We start from the raw sequence: 20445 nt of genomic DNA on the forward strand, positions 1-20445 counted from the left end.
GGAGCGGACAACGGGATTCGAACCCGCGACCCTCACCTTGGCAAGGTGATGCTCTACCAGCTGAGCCATGTCCGCATCACAAATGGTGGGCGTTACAAGATTTGAACTTGTGACCTCTTCCGTGTCAGGGAAGCGCTCTCCCCCTGAGCTAAACGCCCACTTGCTGTGAGTTGCTTCAGCGCTTTCGGCGCGTCGGCAAGGAGATATAATACCTGAACCAGAATTCTTGGCAACCCCCTTTTTTGAAAAAGTTCGAACTTTTTTGCCGACGCAGGATCCCATTAGCTGTTTTCCCTGGTGAGGCGAATGCAAATCGGGATTCTACAAGATTACAGGATTCAGTCCGAACACCGTCTACCCAAAGCTGTACAGAACGACAGTAAGATCATCGAGCTGGATAACCTGTCATGGCTAAGCTTTTCAAGAAGCCGGCGTCTAACGGTCTTGACTAGGCGTCAAACCAACATCGTGACATTCGGCAATGCAGCAGGAAGCTATCTCAAATCTCAACATGACCGATTTTCGATGCATGCTCGCCTCGCTCACCTCTGTGGCAAGGGTGGGCGTTATGCCCCATGACGACGGAATGAGAGACCCTTCCACAAGAGCCTCCAATGTCATTAATATATTTGCTACCAGCCGACGCAATCCAACTTCAGCACCTGTTGCATTACCGCTCGAAGGCATGACGATGAGGGAACTGGAGATGCACCTGCAATGCAGAGAGAGCGACAGGACACTGGGCATGCGCTTGTAAAGCAAACACATCCCCTGATGCTAACGCGCATTGCAAAGAAACTCAGAAACGCGAATGAGCACGATCGAGCCCTGATATAAGCGCTGCCGATACCCAGAAAAAATGAACAGTCGCGAATCACCGTATTCGATCGCAAAAATACACAAACGAGGCGGCGATGCTCCAAACAGGCACTCTAGCACGCCATCAACGACGATCGTGAAAACAGTGCGAGCGGAGGCTTCCATACACCCGACCGCAATGCGGCACCCGTCCGCTAAGCAGCCCGACAAGGACAACAACAATTAGCTCAAGAATTGCTCTAGGTAGCAAAAAAGCGACCCGAAGGCCGCTTTCTGAATTCTGGTGTCGGAGGCGGGATTTGAACCCGCACACCCTATACGGGCACAAGCACCTCAAGCTTGCGTGTCTGCCGTTCCACCACTCCGACGAGTTGTTGCCGAAAAGCAACGATGATTAATATACCCGAACCTTACCTGCTTGCCAAGACCCAATTTGAAAAATTTTATCGGGTGGCGATGGTGCCGGACGGGTACACGATCATAAGCGCGATAAGCGACAGCAAGAAGACGACCGCGAAGATGATGGTGATGCGGTCAAGGTTCTTCTCGACGATGCTGGTACCGGTTTGCGAAGAGTACACGGAGCTGGCAATCATATCGGAGATGCCCGTGCCCTTGCCGGAGTGCAGCAGAATGAAGATGATGAGACCCAAGCCGGAGATGACCAGCAAGGCGATAAGGATGATCAAAAGCGGATTCACGTGATGCTCTTTCACTCGGAATAATTACGTACGCAAGTAACCAAGTATAACGAAACGCGCCCGCGCAGGCAAGAAACCGGCGGCGGGCGCGAACAGGGTCATGAAAATCACGCATTACGCGAACAGGCTGCGTCCCGTCATCTCAGCGGGAACGGCAAGCCCCATGGCATCGAGCAGCGTGGGGGCGATGTCGCAAAGCGCGCCTTCCTCATCGCCGAGCGTCCGCCCGAGGTCGGCACCATCCACGAAGATGAAAGGCACCTTCGCGGTGGTATGCGCCGTGTGGGGCGTTCCATCGTCCGCGATCATCTTGTCGCAATTGCCGTGATCGGCCGTGATGAAGGCGAACCCGCCTTTGCGGCGAACGGCGTCGACGACCTTGCCGACACCGGAATCGACCGCCTCGACGGCGGCCACCGCGGCAGGGATGACGCCCGTGTGGCCGACCATGTCGGGGTTCGCGAAGTTCACGATGTACACATCGGCCTCATCGGCATCGATCGCCGCGGCCAAGGTGTCCGCGACCGCAGGCTCGCTCATCTCGGGTTGCAGATCGTACGTGGCAACTTTGGGGCTGGGGATGAGGCTTCGCTGCTCCCCCGCCTTGGGCTCCTCGCGACCGCCGTTGAGGAAGAACGTGACGTGCGCATACTTCTCAGTTTCGGCGATATGGTATTGACGCAGGCCGGCAGCGGAAAGCACGTCGGCAAGCACGTTTTCCGGGAACGTCTTGGGAAACGCGATCGGTGCGGGGATATCCGGGTCGTACTCGGTCAGGCACACGAACGAGACCTCGGGCCTACGAGCACGATCGAACCCGTCGAAGACATCATCGACGATGGCGCGCGTAATCTCACGGGCACGATCGGGGCGGAAGTTGAAGAACACGACGGCATCCCCATCGACGACGCCGCGATCGTCGAGTGCCACGGGCTCGACGAACTCATCGGTGACATCGCTATCGTACGATGCCTGCATGGCGGCGACGGGATCGCCCGACGCAGCGAGCGGCTTTGCGCACACAACGGCCTCGTACGCCTTGGCGACACGGTCCCAACGCTTGTCTCGATCCATCGCGTAATAGCGGCCCGAGACGCTTGCCACGCGCACGGCGTCTTGAAATCCGTTCTCGGCGATGAAGTCCTGCAGCTGCTGCATGTAGCCCTTGCCGCTTGACGGGGGGACGTCGCGACCGTCCATGAACGCATGCACGCGCACATCGCCGACTCCGCTTTGCACGGCATGCTTGATGAGCGCATACAGGTGCTCGTTGCTGGAATGAACGCCGCCATCGGAGAGCAAGCCCATGAGGTGCAGCGCGGCACCCGGCGCCTTAGCAGCCTCGATCGCATTATTAATCACCGCGTTATCGCAGATGGAGCCTGTGCGGCATGCCATGTTGATGCGCGAAAGCTCCTGATGCACCACGCGCCCGGCGCCGATGTTGAGATGCCCCACCTCGGAGTTGCCCATCTGCCCCTCGGGCAGGCCCACGGCCTCCCCGGAGGCTTCGAGCTTGGTGTGCGAGCAGGTCTCGAACAGGCGATCGAGCACCGGCGTGGAGGCCAACGATACGGCGTTTCCCGGACCTGCCGGCGCCAAGCCCAAACCATCCATGATGATCAAACACGCCGGAAGCGACAGCTTCCCGTGTCCGTTTTGCAACGCGCTCATTACAGGCACGCTTTCACCAGCTGCACGAACTGGTCGGCCTTCAGGCTGGCGCCGCCGACCAGGCCGCCGTCGATATCGGGCTGGGCGAGAAGCTGTTCAACGTTACCGACGTTCATGGAGCCGCCGTACAGGATGCGCATCTGATCGGCGGTCTCGGCGCCGAACATGTCGACGAGCGTGGCGCGGATGGCGGCGCACATGTCCTGCGCCTGCTCGGGCGTAGCCGTACGGCCCGTGCCGATGGCCCAGATGGGCTCGTAAGCCACGACGCACTTACCGGCCTCTTCGGGCTCCAAGCCCGCGAACGCTGCGCGCACCTGGGCGCAGACGAACTCCTCGGCGCTGCCCTCATCGCGCACGGCCAGCGACTCGCCGACGCATGCGACGGCGTACAGGCCGCCATCGAGCAAGGCACGGACCTTGCGGTTGACGTCCTCGTTGGTTTCACCGAAGTAGCCGCGGCGCTCGGAGTGGCCGACGATGGAGCACGTGCAATGGACATCCTTGAGCATGGGAACCGACACCTCGCCGGTGAACGCGCCCTTCGGCTCCCAGTACACGTTCTGTGCACCGATTTGGATGGGCTGATGGTCGAACTCGAACACCGTGTTGACCGGCTTCAGGTCGATGGACGGCGGGCATACGAGCACGTCCACGAAGTCGGTCCAGTGCTTGTCGAAGTTGTTGGAGATGGTTTGCGCCAGCACCACGGCCTCGGCATAGGTGTTGTTCATCTTCCAGTTACCGGCCATAAGCGGTTTGCGAGCCATATGGCACGCTCCTTTCAAAACGATAAGGGGGACGCATGCGCCCCCCTTGGATTACCTTAGCGCTTCAGAGCCTCCACGCCGGGAAGGGCCTCGCCCTGTACCAGCTCCATGCTGGCACCGCCGCCCGTGGAGATGAACGTCATGCGGTTGGCAAGATCGAACTTGTTGACCGCCGCCACGGAGTCGCCGCCGCCGATGATGGTGTCGCCCTGCTGGTTGTCGGCCACGGCCTCGGCCACGGCCTTCGTGCCTGCCGCGAACGCCTCCATCTCGAACACGCCCATGGGACCGTTCCAGAACACGGTGGCCGCCTGCGAGATAGCCTGCGCATACAGCTTGGCCGTTTCCGGACCGACATCGAGGCCCATCATATCGGCCGGGATGTCGTCGACGGAGACGGTCTTGGTGTTCGCATCCTCGGCGAACTTGTCGGCGCATACGACGTCGACGGGGAGCAGCAGCTTCACGCCGCGCTCCTCGGCCTTGCGCAGCATAGCGGCAGCGCGCTCCACCCAGTCCTCCTCTTTAAGCGAGGTGCCCACCTGCTTGCCCTGAGCCAGCAGGAACGTGAAGCACATGCCGCCGCCGATGATGAGGGTATCGCACTTGTCCATAAGCGCATCGATGACCTTGATCTTGTCGGAGACCTTCGAGCCACCCAGGATGGCGACGAAGGGACGACGGGGCTCATCGAGCATGCCGGTGAGGGTAGCAACCTCGTTTTGCATGAGGTAGCCGGCATAGGCGGGCAGGAGCGCCGCGACGCCGGCAGTGGAGGCATGGGCGCGATGCGCCGTGCCGAAGGCATCGTTGACGTAGGCCTCGCCGAGCTTGGCGAGCTCCTGGCAGAACTCGGGATCGTTTTTCTTCTCACGCTTGTCGAAGCGAAGGTTCTCGAGCACCAGCACCTGACCGTCCTGAAGAGCGGCGGCCTTGGCCTGGGCGTCGGGACCGACGGTGTCGGAAGCGAACGCCACGGGGCGACCGAGCAGCTCGGAGAGGCGCAGGGCGGCCGGGCGAAGCGTGAACTTCTCCTCGAAGCCCTCGCCCGACGGACGGCCGAGGTGGCTCATGAGGATGACGCGCGCGCCTTCGTCGATGAGCTTCTCGATGGTGGGCAGCGCAGCACGGATGCGGGTATCGTCGGAGCAAACGCCGTCTGCCACGGGAACGTTGAAGTCGACGCGGACGAGCACGCGCTTGCCGCGCGCGTCAAGCTGGTCGACGGTGGCGATATCAGCCATGATGATTTCCTTTCAAATCACCGCGGATGCGGTGATGGCCAGCTAAAAGGCCCTGGTCCCGATTGCACCTTGCAATGCAGCCGACCGTGCTTCGGGCACGAACGGCACGGCGCGCAAGGGGCAAGGTTCGGTTCCAGGGCCCTTCATAGCGTTAAGCGGTTAAGCCGATTACAGCAGAATCTTGACAAGGTCCTTCACGCGGTTGGAGTAACCCCACTCGTTGTCGTACCAGGAAACGACCTTGACCATGTTGGACTTGCCGCCCATGACCATGGTGAGCTTGCTGTCGAAGATAGAGGAGTGGTTGTTGCCAACGATGTCGATGGACACGATGGGATCCTCGGTGTACTCGAGCACACCGGCCAGCTCGCCTTCGGCGGCTTCCTTCATAGCGGCGTTGATCTCCTCGATGGTGACCTCGCGCTCCAGCTCGACCGTCAGGTCGACCATGGAGCCGTCGGGCGTGGGAACGCGCGTGGCGAAGCCGTCGAGCTTGCCAGCCAGCTCGGGGAGGACCAGGGACACGGCGCGAGCGGCGCCCGTGGTGGTCGGGATCATGGACATGGCTGCGGCGCGGGCACGGCGCAGGTCCTTATGCGGCAGGTCCAAGATCTTCTGATCGTTGGTGTAGGAATGAATGGTGTTCATGTAGCCGCGCTTGATGCCGAACTTCTCGAGCAGCACCTTGGCGACGGGGGCCAGGCAGTTGGTGGTGCAGGAGGCGTTGGAGATGATGTTGTGCTTATCCTTGTCGTACTGCTCGTCGTTGACGCCCATGACGACGGTGATGTCCTCGCCCTTTGCCGGGCAGGTGATGACGACCTTCTTGGCGCCGGCCTTGATGTGCTTGCTGGCAAGCTCGCCGGTCTTGAAGATGCCGGTGGACTCGACGACGACGTCGACGCCCAGTTCGCCCCAAGGCAGGTTCTCGGGATCGCGCTCGCACAAGACCTTCACGGCATGGCCGTCGGCCACGAAGCCATCCTCGGTGACCTCGACCGTATCGAAGGCGCGGCCGTGGACCGAATCATACTTCAGCAGGTGAGCCATCGTCGGGATGTCGCCGAGATCGTTGACGGCCACGACCTGGATCTCCGGGTCCTTGACCATGGCGCGGTACGCCAGACGTCCGATGCGGCCGAAACCGTTGATGCCTACTTTGATTGCCATTGCGTATCTCCTTTTCATTCAGATACTCAAGTTATGGGCCATACGAAACGTTAGTGTAGCGGAAAGTCAAACGCTTGCGGCGCGAATTTGGCAGACGGTCGACAAGCGAAGACCAACGCATCCCGCCTAGCGGCGGGACGCCGGTCACTATCGGTTACCGATTCTGATTCTCCAGTTCAGCGGCCAATTGCTCGATACGACGCACACGGTGGTACACCGCCGATTTCGACAGCGGAGGGCTGGCAAGCTCGCCGAGCTCCTTAAGCGTCGCCTCGGGATGGCGCACGCGCAGCTTGATGAAGTCCTGCAACGCCGGAGGAAGGTTCTCCATGCCGTGCGCCTCCACCACCTGCCTGATGGCCCGGATCTGGTCGATCGCCGCACGCGACGTTTTGGCCTGGTTGGCGATCTCGGCGTTGGTCTGACGGTTCACATCGTTGCGCACGCTTTTGATGACGCGGGCGTTTTCCATGGCAAGCGCGCTTTGATGAGCGCCCGCAAGCGCCAGGAACTCAAGGATGGCGCTGCCGCTTTTCAAGTACACCATGTAGGAGTTGCGACGCTGCATGATGCGCGCCTTGATGTTCTTGCGAGCCAGAAGATCTACAAGCCCATCAGCCAGCTCCTCGGTTTCGACGATCACCTCGAAATGGAAATCACCGCGAGGGTCGGACACGAACCCGCTTCCCAGGAACGCTCCGCGCAGATACGCGGCCGCGCAGCAATCCTTGGCCACCAGCTGCTCGGATACGCCGAGCACCAGACCGCCTTCGGGGGAAAGCACGCCCATATCCACCAAAGCCGCAGCAAGCTGAGGCTGGGCGGGAACCTCGATGAGGTAGTTCGGCGTTTTATGCAAGACGCTTCGGCGGACCGTCAGATTGGTTTTCAGCCGATACAGCTCATGCAACAGCTTGATCACCAATCGGGCCACCGAAGGAGCATCGGTGGCGATCTCCACGCGATACCGGTTTTTCCCCGACACGAACAACGTGCCCTCGATGCGCACAAGCGCCGCCAAAACGGCCTTATCGCAATGGCTGCACGTTGCCGGCACGCGGGAAAGCTCGTCTTTTACCTCTGCCGTGAACGACATAAACGCAACACCCCCGTGAACGCCTCGCGCAGCAAAAACGGATCATGCCAGGTGGGGTGCTGCGGGTCGACCAGATTGCGAACGATGACGACCGGGCCCTTGCTTTGAATGGAGCGCAGGTCGGGATAATCGATGTGCACGGGGCGCACGCGCCTGCCTTCCTCTTCGCCGGGAACGACGGTGAAACGGCTATCGCCGACGTTGACCCCCGTGACCGCACGGAAGGTGCCCGTCTCGGAAGCGTCGGGGCGAACGGGATATGCGCTGTGCACGAGCACGTAATCAAGCAGCCCGCGCATGCCGTGCGCGAGCAACGCCTCGACATGCTCGCGCGCCGTAAGGCCCCAAGTCTCGCCCTGCATATCGGCCAAGGAGCAGACGAACAGGGTTGCCCCCCTCGATTGCCGGATGGCATCTACCACGCCAGGGACTAGCAGGTTCGGAATGATGGACGTGAACAGGCTTCCCGGACCAAGCACGATCAGGTCGGCATTGCGGATGGCATCGAGCGCCGGCTGATATGCCTGGATCTTGCCCTGTCCGCGCAACTGCACATGTGCAAGCGCCGTACGCGAATGGCAGGCAACCGCTTGACCCTCGATATAGCGCCCATCACGCGTTCGCGCGACCAGCGACACGCGATCGAGCGTTGAGGGATACACGTGCCCGCGCGCGTTGAGCAAGCGCTCGCAAATCTGAACAGCCTGCGGGAACTCGCCCGTGGCGTCCTCGAGCGCGGAGAGCATGAGATTGCCCAGCGTATGGTTGTCGGCAAACGGGAACCGGTATTTGAATGCGCGCGTGAGCGGGTCCTCGGGATCGGCCGCCATAGCACAAATGCACTTGCGGATATCGCCCGGAGGAGTGACGCCCGCCCGTTCGCGCAGGATGCCCGTCGATCCGCCATCATCGGCCATAGCGACCACTGCCGACGTTTCCACACCCATGGAAAGCAGCGTGCGGATGGAAACGGGCGCACCCGTACCGCCGCCGATGACCACGGCTTTCAAGGTGCTGGTTTCCGGCACCACGGGATCGGCCGCGTACAGCGGTGCGAACGCCTCGGTCATGGACGGGTCATGGGGAAAATGACCGCCCTCCATATGGCTTTCGTGTTGCATCCCGCTCACCCTATCGGCCTTCGACGGGCTTTGCGGATGCGTTGATGAGCTGGCCATCGACACCTTCGGCAAGCTTCAGATCGCGATGCGCGACGCTGACGCGATAACCCTTTTGCTTAAGGAATTCGCCCGTGGACTCGGCAAGGGCCACGCTTCGATGCTGACCGCCGGTGCACCCTACGGCGATGGCGAGCTGCTGCTTGCCTTCCGCCACGTACCCGGGCATGACGCAATCAAGCAGCGCGCGCCAGCACTTCTGGAATTCCTCGGTTTCAGACCTGCACAAAACGTAATCACGCACGGGCTTATCAAGGCCGGTGAGCGGGCGCAGCTCGGGGTCATAGTACGGATTGGGAAGGAAGCGCACGTCCATGACCAGGTCGGCATCCACGGGAGCGCCATGCTTGAAGCCGAACGAGTACACCGTAACCTGCAGGCCCTGGCGTTCCTCGCCGGGAGCGAACAGCGCACGGATGGTGCTGCGCAGCTGAGCGGGCATCATATCGGTTGTGTTGATGACGTGATGCGCCTGTTTGCGCACGTCGTAGAGCATCTCGCGCTCACGCTCGATGCCGTTTGCGATGGAGCTGCCATCGGTGCAGAGAGGATGGCGGCGTCGGCTGGATTTATACCGCGCGATGAGCTTCTCATCGTCGGCGTCCAAGAACAGCACCCGGTAATCGACGCCGGCGCTTTTGAGCTTCGAAAGCTCTTCCATCAGGCTTTTGAAGAAGCCGCCGCTGCGCGCGTCGCACACCACGGCGATACGTCGATGGTTGTCCGGCTGGCCTGGCATGCCGGTTAAGGCCAGCAGGTTCCCGATCAGGGCGCTGGGCAGGTTGTCCACGCAAAAATATCCAAGATCCTCGAACGCATGCATGGCCTCGGTGCGCCCCGCACCGCTCATGCCGCTCACGATAACCAGCTCGGGCATGTTCTCAAGCTCGCTTGCAACCTCGGTCATGTCACGAATCTCCTTCCCCGCCGACGACCATTTCGTTTCTTGTCTGCTCATTATACTGCTGCAGCACCGTATACAGCTCGTTGGCAACCTGGACGGGCACCACCTGGGCATCAAGGATGTCCTGCAAGCTTGCAGCCTTGAGCCGCTTAAAGCTCTTGAAGTGCTTGAGAAGCGCTTTCTTGCGCACCGGGCCCAAACCTTCAACCTCATCTAGGATGCTTGCCGTCATTCCCTTGCCGCGCAATTGACGATGGAATTCGATGGCGAAGCGGTGTGCCTCGTCTCGAACCTGCTTGACCAAATACAAGCTGGCGCTTCCGCCCGGCAACACCACCGGGCCCGTATCCTGCCACGGCACGAAAAGCTCCTCGTCGCGCTTCGCCAAGCCGCACAAGGCAATGTCATGAATCCCCATGCTGTCGAACTGTTGCATGACGGCGTTGAGCTGCGGCAGACCGCCATCCAAGATGATGAGGTCGGGCTTTTTGCCGAACCGCTCGTCCGCCATGCGCTCTGCGCAATACCTACGGCTCATAACCTCCTGCATGGACAGGAAGTCGTTCGCCTCGTCAAGCTGCGCCTTGATCTTGAAGCGTCGATATTGCCCTTTGTCAGGCCTTCCATTGGTAAAAACCACCATCGAAGCGACGGTGTACGTACCGTGGTTGGTGGAAATGTCGAAGCATTCGATGCGCATCGGCGGCGCATCGAGCGCCAATGCGCTCTCCAGCTGCAGCAAGGCATCGTTGATACGTTTGTCCTCGTAGTTCGTGCGCACCTTGTAACGCATGAGCGTATGTTTGGCGTTCTGCTCGGCCATGGAGACCAGATCGGCTTTCTCGCCGCGCTCTGGAACGGAGAAGCGCACCTTGGCGCCATGCGCGCTTGCAAGCTTGTCGGTAAGCCAATGCTCCATTGCTGCGGCATCTTCAGGCATGACGCGCACAACCACCTCGTGCGGGATTGACGTGGTGGCATCGTAGTAGCGCAGCAGGAACATGTGCAGCAAATCCTGGTCGGGGACGTCGTTGCCGCGGTTGAGCACGAACTCGTTGCTGTTGATGATGCGTCCCTCGCGCACCATGAGCACGTGCACACCCGCAATGGTCTCCTCCCGGAAAAAGCCGATGACGTCAGCATCAAGGTTGCGCGAGCTTACCGCATGCTGCTTATCGCATAAGCTGTTTATGGTGTCGATCCGCGCCTTGATGCGGCCGGCCCGCTCGAAATCGAGCTCGGAAGCGGCCTCTTGCATTTCCTGGGAAAGCTCTTCCACGAACTCCCGATGGTTGCCTGAGAGAAAACGTTCGATTCGGCTAACGTTGGCGGCATATTGCTCGGGCGTGACGCGACCGCAGCACGCCCCGGGCCCCAAGCCCACATGCGCATCGAAGCACGGTCGCGCATCGGACGCCAAGCATGCGAGCGGATTTTTTTCCAACTTGCGCTTCAGAGAACGCCAATCGGCGCAGCTCGACGAGCACAAGGGCACCACTCGCCGCGCGATGTCGACCATGCGGCGTGCGGCGCGGCTGTCGGTATAAGGTCCGAAATAACGCGTGTCAGCGCGATGTTTCTCGCGCGTGTACTTGATGGCAGGGTACACGTCGCCTTTCGTGATGGCGATGAACGGGTAGGATTTATCGTCCTTGAAATCAGCGTTGAACCAGGGAGCGTGCTGGTTGATGAGGTTCTTCTCGAGCACCAAGGACTCGTGCTCGTTGCCGACCACGATATACTCGAACGTGCAGATCTGCTCAACGAGTAGCGGGATCTTCGCGCGCTCATCCTGGAAGTTGACATATTGGCGCATACGCGCACGAAGCTGTTTGGCCTTGCCGACATAGATGACCTGACCGTGCTTGTCTTTCCACAGATACACGCCGGGAAGAGTCGGCACCGCATCAAGCTCGCGCTTGATGCGCGCAAGCTTCTGCTCGAACGTCTCCCCTTGCGGCACCTGAGCGTCCCCGTCCCCGGCGACGCCGTGCGCCTTTCCAGAACCGCCTTCGGTGAAACCCGAGGTTCGGCTATATCGTTGGAATTCCTCCGGCTTGCTCACACTACCTCCAGCTTGACGCGAAACGAAATGCAACGCGGCGTATCCAATTCGTCGAATGCGATGATATAGGCCCGCTTCTGCTCGTCGATGCCTTGCACGACACCTTGCCCGAACGCTTTGTGGACAACGCGCGTGCCCGGCGCGATAGACGCTTGCCCCGCAAGATCGGCGATCCAGCGATCGATGGCTCCATAAGCGCTGCGAGCATCATCGAGCTGAGAGTCCGCAGGCCTGTTTGAAAACTCCAAGGCCGATGGGTCGATATCAAGGAGAAACCGCGAAGGGTACCGCGGCGTTCCTTGATGCCCGAAGCCCTCGGCCTCGGTAAGGTAGAGCCCGTCCTTGGCGCGCGTGAACGCAACGAACGCAAGGCGACGCTCCTCCTCCATGGCCTCAACTGTACGAGTTTTGCGCGACGGCAGCACGCCTTCAGACAGCGAGCAAACGAAGACATGGCTGAATTCCAAACCCTTTGCAGCATGGATGGTCATGAGACGCACGTTATCCTGCGAAGCGTCGACGATATCGGCATTGGAAAGCAAAGCTACGTGATGCAGATAATGGTCGAGCGTGACCTCCTCGCCGCACGTTGCCTCGAATTCGTATACCGACTGCTTCAGCTCGGCAAGGTTATCGAGCCGCTCCTGGCTTCCCTCGGTGCGCAACATCTGCTCGTAGCCGCTTTCGTCGAGCAACGCCGAAAGCACTTCGGATACCGGGCGACCCTCAACGGACCTGCGAAAACCATGCACAAGCGCTATAAGCTGCTTCGCCTTCGTGCGTTTGAAGATGTCATCCTCGCACGTTGCCTCGAGGGCCTGCAGCATGGTGCAGGCGTGTTCATCGCAATACTGCTGCAGATATGCCATGCGACGTTGGCCAAGGTTGCGCTTAGGCACGTTCGCCACGCGCAGAAACGCCAGGTCGTCCCCGACCGCGATAAGGCGCAGGTAGCACAACGCGTCCTTGATCTCGCTTCTGCCGAAAAAGGGCACGCCGCTGAACAGCGAATACGGGATATCCGCCTTCAGAAGCGCCTCTTCGACCGAACGGGATGCGTAGTGCGCGCGATACAGCACCGCGATATCGCGATAGGCAACCCCCTTGCCATGCAATGCCGCCACGCCTTCGGCTATCCAGGCCGCCTCGGCCTGAGGCGATGCGGCATGATGCCAGACCGTGGGACCGAACGAACGTCGTGCGGCGACAAGGTCCTTCGGAATGCGCATATGGTTTTTCGCGATAAGCGAATTCGCCACCGCAAGCACCTGAGGCACCGAACGGTGGTTCTCGAGCATCATGATAGTGCGCGTGCCAGGGAAGTGCTTATCGAAATCGAGCAGCAGCTTCACATCCGCGCCGCGCCACGTATAGATGGTTTGATCGGGATCGCCGACCACGAACAAGTTCCTGTGATAGCCCTGCAGCACCTCCATGAGCTGGTATTGCAGCGCATCGATATCCTGAAACTCGTCGATCATGATGTATTCCAGGCGCTGCTGCCATTTGAGGCAGATATCAGGGAACTGCTCGAACACGTAGAGCGTGAACACGATCAAGTCGTTGTAATCGAGCCCGAAGCACTTCCGTTCCTGGTAAAGATACCCATAGAAAATGATGTCCCGCACATCATCGGCCTGCAAATACCGTTCACGCAGCTGCGCGATAGGCCATTCGAGCATGTCCAGATAGTAGTTCGGATGCTCTTTGAGCTTCTGTATCTCGATCATGTCGCGCGCAGCCGAAAACGTCATATCGCGCAACGTAAGGCCTCGTTCTTCATAAATGGACTGCAGCATGGCATCGATGTCGGCGTTGTCGAGCACCAGGAAGCTTTTCGGGTACCGCACGGCATGGGAATCTTCCTGGAGAACCGAAACGCAAAAGCCATGGAACGTGTTGATATAGCCGGTATCATGATCGCCGGTAAGGCGACGGATGCGCCTTCGCATCTCGTTGGCGGCCTTGTTCGTGAAAGTGACGCACAAGATGTTGCCCGGCAAGATGCCGAGATCGTTGACCAAGTATGCGAACCGTTGCGTCAGCGCAGCCGTTTTCCCCGTGCCGGCGCCTGCGATGACGCGCACGTAACCTTCCGTTGCCGTAACGGCCTGTCGTTGAGCAGCATTGAGCTGCGGCTCTTCGTCGAGCTTGCCCAATGCGCGATATGTCGTCATAGAATCCATAACAAGGAGTATATCAAATAGGGAACGCCTGTTCTATATCGAAGCGAATTATTTCGAACAATTGTTCTCAGGTTCCTATCTGGCGTTCTGCGCTTTCATATGCTTGATCAGCACGAATGCGCAGTACAGCAAGGCAAGAAGCGCGATGAAGGCACCCACGAAGCCCACATCGGCAATGGTCCCAAACGTGCAAACCCCGCCACCGATGAAGCTGCCCGTGCCGATGCCGAGGTTGAAGATACCGGAAAAGATGGCCATAGCGACCGTCTGCTCGCCATCGCTTGCGAACTCGATGATCTCGGCCTGATAGACGATGGAGTACCCCGAACCGGCGATGCCCCACAGCATGCATACGGCGAACACGCCGACGACTCCGAGTGCGGCGGGACGCAGGAGCGCAAGCGCCAAGGCAACGCCCGCGACAACCCATACAGCGAATGCCCAGCGATGACCATGGTAAAACCGCGAGCATATGGCGCTTCCGACGAGGCCCGCGATGCCGAAGGCAACCAATGCCATGGTGACGACCTGCTCGTCCATACCGCCCACCTGCAACAGGAACGGCTCGATATAGCTATAACCCGTATAGTATCCCATGGCGTACAAAGCAGTCACAACGAAGATGCCCATGAGCACCTTGTTCCGCAAAATGCTGGGAAGCTGCTTGAGCGTGAAGGGCTTGCTGGCGGGGATCTTCGGGAACACCACCGCCAGGTATACGAGCACTAACGCGCTGACGGCGCACACGCAGCCGAAGGTTTGACGCCAGCCCAGCCAAAGCCCCACCATGCGCCCAAGCGGCAACCCGACCACCATGGCAAGCGCCGAGCCGGTGACCACGGCGCTGACGGCCATGGGCGCGTGCTTCTCATCGACCACCTTCACCGCCACGGGAGCGGCAATGGCCCAGAACACCGAATGCGCGCAGGCGACCACCAAACGAGCGGCCATAAGCAAGCCATAGCTGGGAGCCAAGGCCGAAAGCGCCTGCCCAGCACAGAACACGCCAATGACCAAGAGCATGAGCGGCCGAAACGCCAAACGGGAGCCCAATATCATAAGGGGAAGCGACAGAAGCATGACCGCCCAGGCATACACGGAGATGATGAGCCCCGTCACGCCCTCGCTCGTCCCGAACGAGGCGCCGATACCGGTCAGAAGGCCGACCGGCATGAATTCCGAGGTATTGAATATGAACGCGGAAACGGTGATGCCGATCAGCGGCAGGCATTCCCGCAGCGTAAGCTTGTTATCCACGAACCTTGTCATGAACCGAGCGCTTCCTTCCCTTTTCCCTTTGCGCGGATATGGGATTGTAGCCCCAGGACGAATCGCGGAGCATGTGGATGGGCGCCTTCAGATAACCCTCACGAACCGCCCACCGCATGCACACCGGCAAGGCGCAATGCCGATTGCGCGACACTGCAAGCAAGCAGCTTACGCTGAGCGCAGGCGACCCGCCGCACGCAGATCCGGACAACGCGGAAGCGGGACCCGCCGCATCGCGAGACAAGCCGTCCGCTCCGAGCAAACGCCCGTCCGCCGCAGGTCGCCGCTCTTTGTTTCGGCTTCGTTAACATACCGTTTCGAGTGATTTCCGAATCCTATAATGCAACCCGTTAACACAACATTCCATCCGCTAGGAGGTTCACGCAATGACTTACGCTGAGCGCATCATCGAGCAGGTCAAGGCGAAAAACGCCGAGCAGCCCGAGTTCATCCAGGCAGCCACCGAGATCCTGGGCACCCTGCAGCCGGCACTCGACGCGCATCCGGAGTTCGAGGAGGCCGCCCTGCTCGAGCGCATCATCGAACCCGAGCGCATCATCCAGTTCCGCGTCCCGTGGGTCGACGATTCCGGCAAGGTCCAGGTCAACCGCGGCTTCCGCGTGGAGTACAACTCCGCCATCGGCCCCTACAAGGGCGGCCTGCGCTTCAATCCCACCGTCACGCTCGGCATGCTGAAGTTCCTGGGCTTCGAGCAGATCTTCAAGAATGCCCTGACCACCCTTCCCATGGGCGGCGGCAAGGGCGGCTCGGACTTCGACCCGAAGGGCAAGTCCAACAACGAGATCATGCGCTTCTGCCAGTCCTTCATGAACGAGCTGTCCCGCCACATCGGCCCGAACACCGACGTGCCGGCTGGCGACCTGGGCGTCGGCGGCCGCGAGGTCGGCTACATGTTCGGCCAGTACAAGCGCCTGCGCAACGAGTGGACCGGCGTGCTCACCGGCAAGGGCCTGTCCTTCGGCGGCTCGCTGGCCCGTACCGAGGCCACCGGCTACGGCCTGGTGTACTTCGTCGACGAGTACCTGAAGTCCAACGGCGATTCCTTCGAGGGCAAGAACGTCGTCGTGCACGGCTCCGGCAACGTGGCCATCTACGCCGTCCAGAAGGTTTCCCAGCTTGGCGGCAAGGTTCTTGCCTGCTCCGATACCAAGGGCTGGGTCGAGGACCCCGAGGGCATCGATTACCAGGTGCTCGAGCATGTTTACAACAAGAAGCGCTCCGGCCATGACAAGGGCGTGTCCCTGGCCATGTATGTCGACGAGCGTCCGAACGCCATCTGGCACGAGGGCGACGGCCGCGGCGTGTGGCAGCTGCCCTGCGATATCGCCCTGCCCTGCGCACGTGAGAACACGCTGCACCTCGACGACGCCAAGGCCCTGGTTGCCAACGGCTGCAAGGTGGTCGGCGAGGGCGCGAACATGCCCACCACACTCGACGCCACCGAGTACCTGCAGGAAAACGGCGTGGCCTTCATGCCCGGCAAGGCTGCCAACGCCGGCGGCGTGCTGGTCTCCGGCCTGGAGATGAGCCAGAACGCCGAGCACCTGAGCTGGACCTTCGAAGAGGTCGACGGCAAGCTCGAGCAGCTGATGCGCGGTATGTTCCACAACGTTGACGACACCGCCAAGAAGTACGGCCATGAGGGCAACTTCGTCATGGGCGCCAACATCGCCGGCTTCCTGAAGGTGGCCGATGCCATGATGACCCAGGGCATCGTGTAAGAGCTGCAACCCATATCATCGCAAAAAAGAAGCGACCCAATTGGGTCGCTTCTTTTTTGATGCAAGCGAGAGCAGCAGAGGCGAGCCAGAGCGAAAGCGCCATTCGGGAAAAACCTCGCGAATCAAGAGAACGCAGGCAAGGACCTGCCGGAATCAGCGAACCACGGCTCGAACGGAACGACCGAAGGGAGATAGCCGCTCGATCACAGACCTTCCCGACAGGTTTGCAATATCGAGCCGACGTTACTTCGCCGACAAGGCATGCGCCCTGCCGGCAAACGCTACAGGTTCTCGCGCACCCAATCGATATTGCCCTGCACGGTGGCGATGAGTTCGGAGATATCGTCGAACACGCGCATCGGGCGAAGCCACTTCATGAACTCAACCTTCATATACTGGCCGTAGATATCGCCGTCGAAGTCGAGGATGTGCACCTCGCAGGTTGCCGTGGCGCGATCGGCGAACGTTGCCGCAACGCCTACGTTCACCGCTGCCTTATAGCGCTTGCCGTTAACGTGCGCATATGCCGCGTACACACCATCGGAAAGCGGGCGCATCTGGTCGGGAACCTCAAGATTCGCGGTACGGATGCCCATATCGGCCCCCTCGCCGCGACCAGGGCGCACGATACCCGTCATGAAATACGGACGTCCAAGCAGATGATTGGCTTCATAAAGCTTCCCGTCCGCCAACAGCAAACGAATGCGCGTAGCAGTGATGGGAGCGCCATCCTCGCTTTTCAGGTCATGCGCGTGCACCTGCATGCCATGACGATCGGCCCAGGTACGCAGCTCCGGCACCGCGCCGGCGGCTTTCGCCCCGAAATGGAAATCGAAGCCCACATGCAGATGCGCGGGGACGCCGGTGCCGAACGTACGGACCAGGAATTCCTCGGGCGAGCTGGCAGCGAACTCGCGCGTGAACGGAAGGGCGACCACCGCATCGACGCCGGTTTGCGCGAGCATCTCCAAGCGCTCCTGATTCGACATAAGCTTGCGAAGGCGCTGCGCATGGAACATCTCGTCAGGGTCGATATCGAACGTGAGCGCGATGGACTTCCCGCCGTTTTCGCGCGCGGTATCCTGCGCGCAGGACAACAGGAACCTATGGCCCCGATGCACGCCATCGAATACGCCGAACGCGCACGAGGCGCCTTGGAAATACCCGCGATCGAACGTTTCGTCGGCTTTAAAGATCTGCGCCACGAAGCACCCCCGTCTGAAACACGCAGCATGCCTTGAACGATGCACGCCTGCTGTCGTACTGATACAAAGCCACAACCTTGTTCTGGCTGATGACCGCGATGACCTCGCCGTCTTGCGGCGCCTGAGCGCTCTCGCGCACGCCAGCGGTGCAAGCGCACATCTCGGCCTGGGCCGTGGTGCGCCTGCGCTCGAACAGCTGGCAATCGGCTGCGCGCAGCGCATTGCCGTTGCCAACGGCCTGAGCGGCAGCGCCCTCCACGTAAGCGAAGCGCACACCTAGCAACCGCACCGGGTCCAAGGCGGCGCGCAGCTTGAGCTCCTCAAGCGCCTCGAGAGGCACGCACTCGTCAAGCGTGAGGCCGCCGACCTCCAAGCGCCTGAGCGCGGACAAGTGCGCCGGGCATCCGATCTTATGGCCTAAATCGCGCGCCAACGCGCGGATGTAGGTGCCCTTCGAGACGCGAAACTCCACATCCCACTCGGGGAGCTGCTCTCCCACGCCCGGGCGAACCGCTATGAGCTTTGCCGAATACACCTCGATGTCACGCGGGGAAAGCTCGATGATATGGCCTTCGCGGGCAGCCTCGTAGGACTTCTTCCCGTTAACCTTGATGGCCGAATACGCCGGCGGCATCTGCTTCTGCGGACCGAGCATCTGCGCGACCGCTTGCTCGCCGAAGCTGCGGTCACCGACTTCCACCGGTGGTTGACCCGTGCGCGCGACCGTGCCCTCGCAATCGTCGGTATCGGTTCCCACGCCGAACGCGATGGTAGCCCGATACGCTTTATCGTGGCCGGTGAGGTACGCGCCCAACCTGGTGGCGGGCCCGATGCAAATGGGCAGCACGCCGCTTGCCAGCGGATCGAGCGTACCCGTATGGCCGACGCGTTTCTCGCCGAAGATGCGGCGGCAGCGGTTGACCACGTCATGGGACGTCATGCCGCTGGGCTTGTCGACGCCCACGACAAGCGACAGACCCGATTCTCCTCGCTTCACCTGGCGCACACCGCCTCTTGCAGCGCTGCGCGCACCTGCTCCACGGCCTCCTGCATGCTGCCATGCATGGTGAAACCCGCTGCGGCAACGTGCCCGCCGCCGCCGAAGCTGCGGGCGATGGCGGAAACATCGGTATCGTCCTTCGCGCGGAGGCTGCCGCGGATGCAATCCTCGTGCTGACGCAGCATGCAAGCCACATTGACGCCGGCGATCGAACGCAGCGCGTTGATAACGGGCTCGGCATCCGATTTCACGGCGCCGAAACGTGCGAAATCCGCGAGCGTGAGGTAGCTGATGGCGAACCCTTCGAGCTCATGGAACTCTGCGCGCGATATCGCCTGAGCCTCAAGCTGCATGGAGGCAAGCGTGCGATTTTGGAACACCGCGCGCGAGATGGCCGCCGGATCGGCGCCCTCCTCGACCATCTGGGATGCCAGACGCATGCAACGGGCGTCGGTGTTCTGATATTGGAAGCGGCCGGTATCGGTGACCAGGCCCGTGTAGCAGCACGCGACCAGATCGCCGGAACGCGAGACGCCGAGCATCCCCGCAAGCTCCCATATGAGCAAGGTGGTGGAAGCGGCGTCGGGGTCCACGTAGGCCATTTCGCACATGCGCTCGTCGACCGCATGGTGGTCGATGGTGAACGAGGCCTGCGCACGATCGAGGATGCCGCACGCCGCCTGGCCGATGCGCTCGCGCGTGGGAACGTCCACGCCGATGAAGGCTCCGACAGGGCCGTCGTACTCGCATGCCGGCACCATATCGGCGGCTCCCGGCAACAGCTGCGCCAAGTTCGCCTCGATGGGCTCGTCTTTGACCAGCACGCAGGTCACGCGCTTGCCGAACTGGCGCAACGCGGCGGCAAGGCCGAGCTGGGAGCCCAGGCAATCGCCATCGGGGCTGACATGCCCGCAGATGACGAAGTCGTCGAGCGGGCGCAATGCGCATGCCAGCTCCTCGAGCGTGCAGTTGGTTTGAGGGGTTACGGTCATAGCGGCGCTCCCCCGCTATTCCTGATCGGTTTCTTCAGCTGCCTCGATGGCCTCGCGCTCGGCGGCGATAGCGGCCGATTCGCGGTTGCGCTCGGCATCGCGTTCAAGGGCGGAGGCGATGCGCTCGGCTTCGTCCACGGATTTGTCTAGGATGAAGCGCAGCGCAGGCGCCACGCGCCAGGAAAGCTGACGCGCCATGAGCGAACGGATGCGGCCCGAGGCCTTCTCGAAGGCTTCGGCAACTTCCTCGTATTCGCCGCGATCGGCGGTGTAGAAAACGTTGCAGACGCTGCGGTCGTAGCTGACCTCGCAGCCCGTGATGGTGACCAGCGACAGGCGCGGGTCGGAGATCTCGAAGAGCAGGATGGATGCGATGACCTCGCGCGCCTGCTGGTTGACTTTGCGGTTCGTGGAACCTTGCTTCATAGAT

At 60.9% G+C, this 20445-nt stretch carries 16 protein-coding genes and 3 tRNA genes; 1 reads left to right on the forward strand and 18 read right to left on the reverse strand.

From position 1 onward, the window contains the following. Positions 1–2: 2 nt before the first annotated feature. The 14 genes from Q0G75_RS08745 to Q0G75_RS08810 form a co-directional block, all read right to left on the reverse strand. Positions 3–75: transfer RNA gene (locus Q0G75_RS08745), tRNA-Gly, on the reverse strand. 8 nt (positions 76–83) lie between these two features. Further along, positions 84–158, reverse strand: a tRNA-Val gene (locus Q0G75_RS08750). Between the two features lie 942 nt (positions 159–1100). After that, positions 1101–1187 (reverse strand) — tRNA-Leu (locus Q0G75_RS08755). Between the two features lie 75 nt (positions 1188–1262). Then, positions 1263–1520, reverse strand: a complete 258-nt coding sequence (gene secG, locus Q0G75_RS08760) for a preprotein translocase subunit SecG (protein ID WP_042434338.1) — start codon at positions 1518–1520, stop codon at positions 1263–1265. A gap of 114 nt (positions 1521–1634) precedes the next feature. Further along, positions 1635–3194 carry a 2,3-bisphosphoglycerate-independent phosphoglycerate mutase gene (gene gpmI, locus Q0G75_RS08765; protein ID WP_294416814.1) on the reverse strand — a complete coding sequence of 520 codons (1560 nt, stop codon included), beginning with the start codon at positions 3192–3194 and terminating at the stop codon, positions 1635–1637. Next, positions 3194–3964 carry a triose-phosphate isomerase gene (gene tpiA, locus Q0G75_RS08770; protein ID WP_294416812.1) on the reverse strand — a complete coding sequence of 257 codons (771 nt, stop codon included), beginning with the start codon at positions 3962–3964 and terminating at the stop codon, positions 3194–3196. Before tpiA ends, gpmI begins: the two co-directional genes overlap by 1 nt. Before the next feature lie 56 nt (positions 3965–4020). After that, on the reverse strand, positions 4021–5208 hold the full coding sequence (locus tag Q0G75_RS08775; protein WP_294416810.1) for a phosphoglycerate kinase: 1188 nt from the start codon (positions 5206–5208) through the stop codon (positions 4021–4023). A 168-nt stretch (positions 5209–5376) separates the two neighbouring features. Next, entirely contained in the window at positions 5377–6378 is a 1002-nt protein-coding gene (gene gap / locus Q0G75_RS08780) for a type I glyceraldehyde-3-phosphate dehydrogenase (RefSeq protein ID WP_294399669.1), read from the reverse strand. Between the two features lie 154 nt (positions 6379–6532). Continuing rightward, entirely contained in the window at positions 6533–7474 is a 942-nt protein-coding gene (whiA, locus tag Q0G75_RS08785; protein WP_294416809.1) for a DNA-binding protein WhiA, read from the reverse strand. After that, positions 7453–8652, reverse strand: coding sequence for a gluconeogenesis factor YvcK family protein (locus Q0G75_RS08790; protein WP_294416807.1), 1200 nt, complete (start codon positions 8650–8652; stop codon positions 7453–7455). The genes whiA and Q0G75_RS08790 overlap by 22 nt, the downstream gene beginning before the upstream one ends. After that, entirely contained in the window at positions 8606–9559 is a 954-nt protein-coding gene (gene rapZ, locus Q0G75_RS08795; protein ID WP_294416806.1) for an RNase adapter RapZ, read from the reverse strand. Before rapZ ends, Q0G75_RS08790 begins: the two co-directional genes overlap by 47 nt. 1 nt (position 9560) lies before the next feature. Next, positions 9561–11621 carry an excinuclease ABC subunit UvrC gene (uvrC, locus tag Q0G75_RS08800; protein ID WP_365911087.1) on the reverse strand — a complete coding sequence of 687 codons (2061 nt, stop codon included), beginning with the start codon at positions 11619–11621 and terminating at the stop codon, positions 9561–9563. After that, positions 11618–13798 (reverse strand): ATP-dependent helicase, encoded by a 2181-nt coding sequence (locus Q0G75_RS08805; protein ID WP_294416804.1) that lies wholly within the window; start codon positions 13796–13798, stop codon positions 11618–11620. The genes uvrC and Q0G75_RS08805 overlap by 4 nt, the downstream gene beginning before the upstream one ends. Positions 13799–13882: 84 nt before the next feature. Then, complete coding sequence (locus Q0G75_RS08810) at positions 13883–15076, reverse strand: MFS transporter (RefSeq protein WP_294416802.1); 1194 nt, start codon at positions 15074–15076, stop codon at positions 13883–13885. 386 nt (positions 15077–15462) lie between these two features. Here Q0G75_RS08810 and gdhA point away from each other — a divergent pair, with 386 nt between their 5' ends. Next, on the forward strand, positions 15463–16818 hold the full coding sequence (gene gdhA / locus Q0G75_RS08815) for an NADP-specific glutamate dehydrogenase (RefSeq protein ID WP_294416801.1): 1356 nt from the start codon (positions 15463–15465) through the stop codon (positions 16816–16818). A 281-nt stretch (positions 16819–17099) separates the two neighbouring features. On the opposite strand, the gene ribF is transcribed toward gdhA, so the two are convergent. The 4 genes from ribF to rbfA are packed head-to-tail and all read right to left on the reverse strand — an operon-like array spanning position 17100 to position 20441. Next, complete coding sequence (ribF, locus tag Q0G75_RS08820) at positions 17100–18023, reverse strand: riboflavin biosynthesis protein RibF (RefSeq protein WP_294416800.1); 924 nt, start codon at positions 18021–18023, stop codon at positions 17100–17102. Beyond that, positions 18007–19020, reverse strand: a complete 1014-nt coding sequence (truB, locus tag Q0G75_RS08825) for a tRNA pseudouridine(55) synthase TruB (protein WP_294416798.1) — start codon at positions 19018–19020, stop codon at positions 18007–18009. The genes ribF and truB overlap by 17 nt, the downstream gene beginning before the upstream one ends. Next, positions 19017–20015 carry a DHH family phosphoesterase gene (locus tag Q0G75_RS08830; RefSeq protein ID WP_294416796.1) on the reverse strand — a complete coding sequence of 333 codons (999 nt, stop codon included), beginning with the start codon at positions 20013–20015 and terminating at the stop codon, positions 19017–19019. Before Q0G75_RS08830 ends, truB begins: the two co-directional genes overlap by 4 nt. A gap of 15 nt (positions 20016–20030) precedes the next feature. After that, a complete protein-coding gene (gene rbfA / locus Q0G75_RS08835) occupies positions 20031–20441 on the reverse strand; it encodes a 30S ribosome-binding factor RbfA (RefSeq protein WP_042434375.1) in 411 nt (136 codons plus the stop codon). Positions 20442–20445: the final 4 nt, after the last annotated feature.

Source organism: uncultured Senegalimassilia sp., from assembly GCF_934636665.1.
GTDB lineage: Bacteria > Actinomycetota > Coriobacteriia > Coriobacteriales > Eggerthellaceae > Senegalimassilia.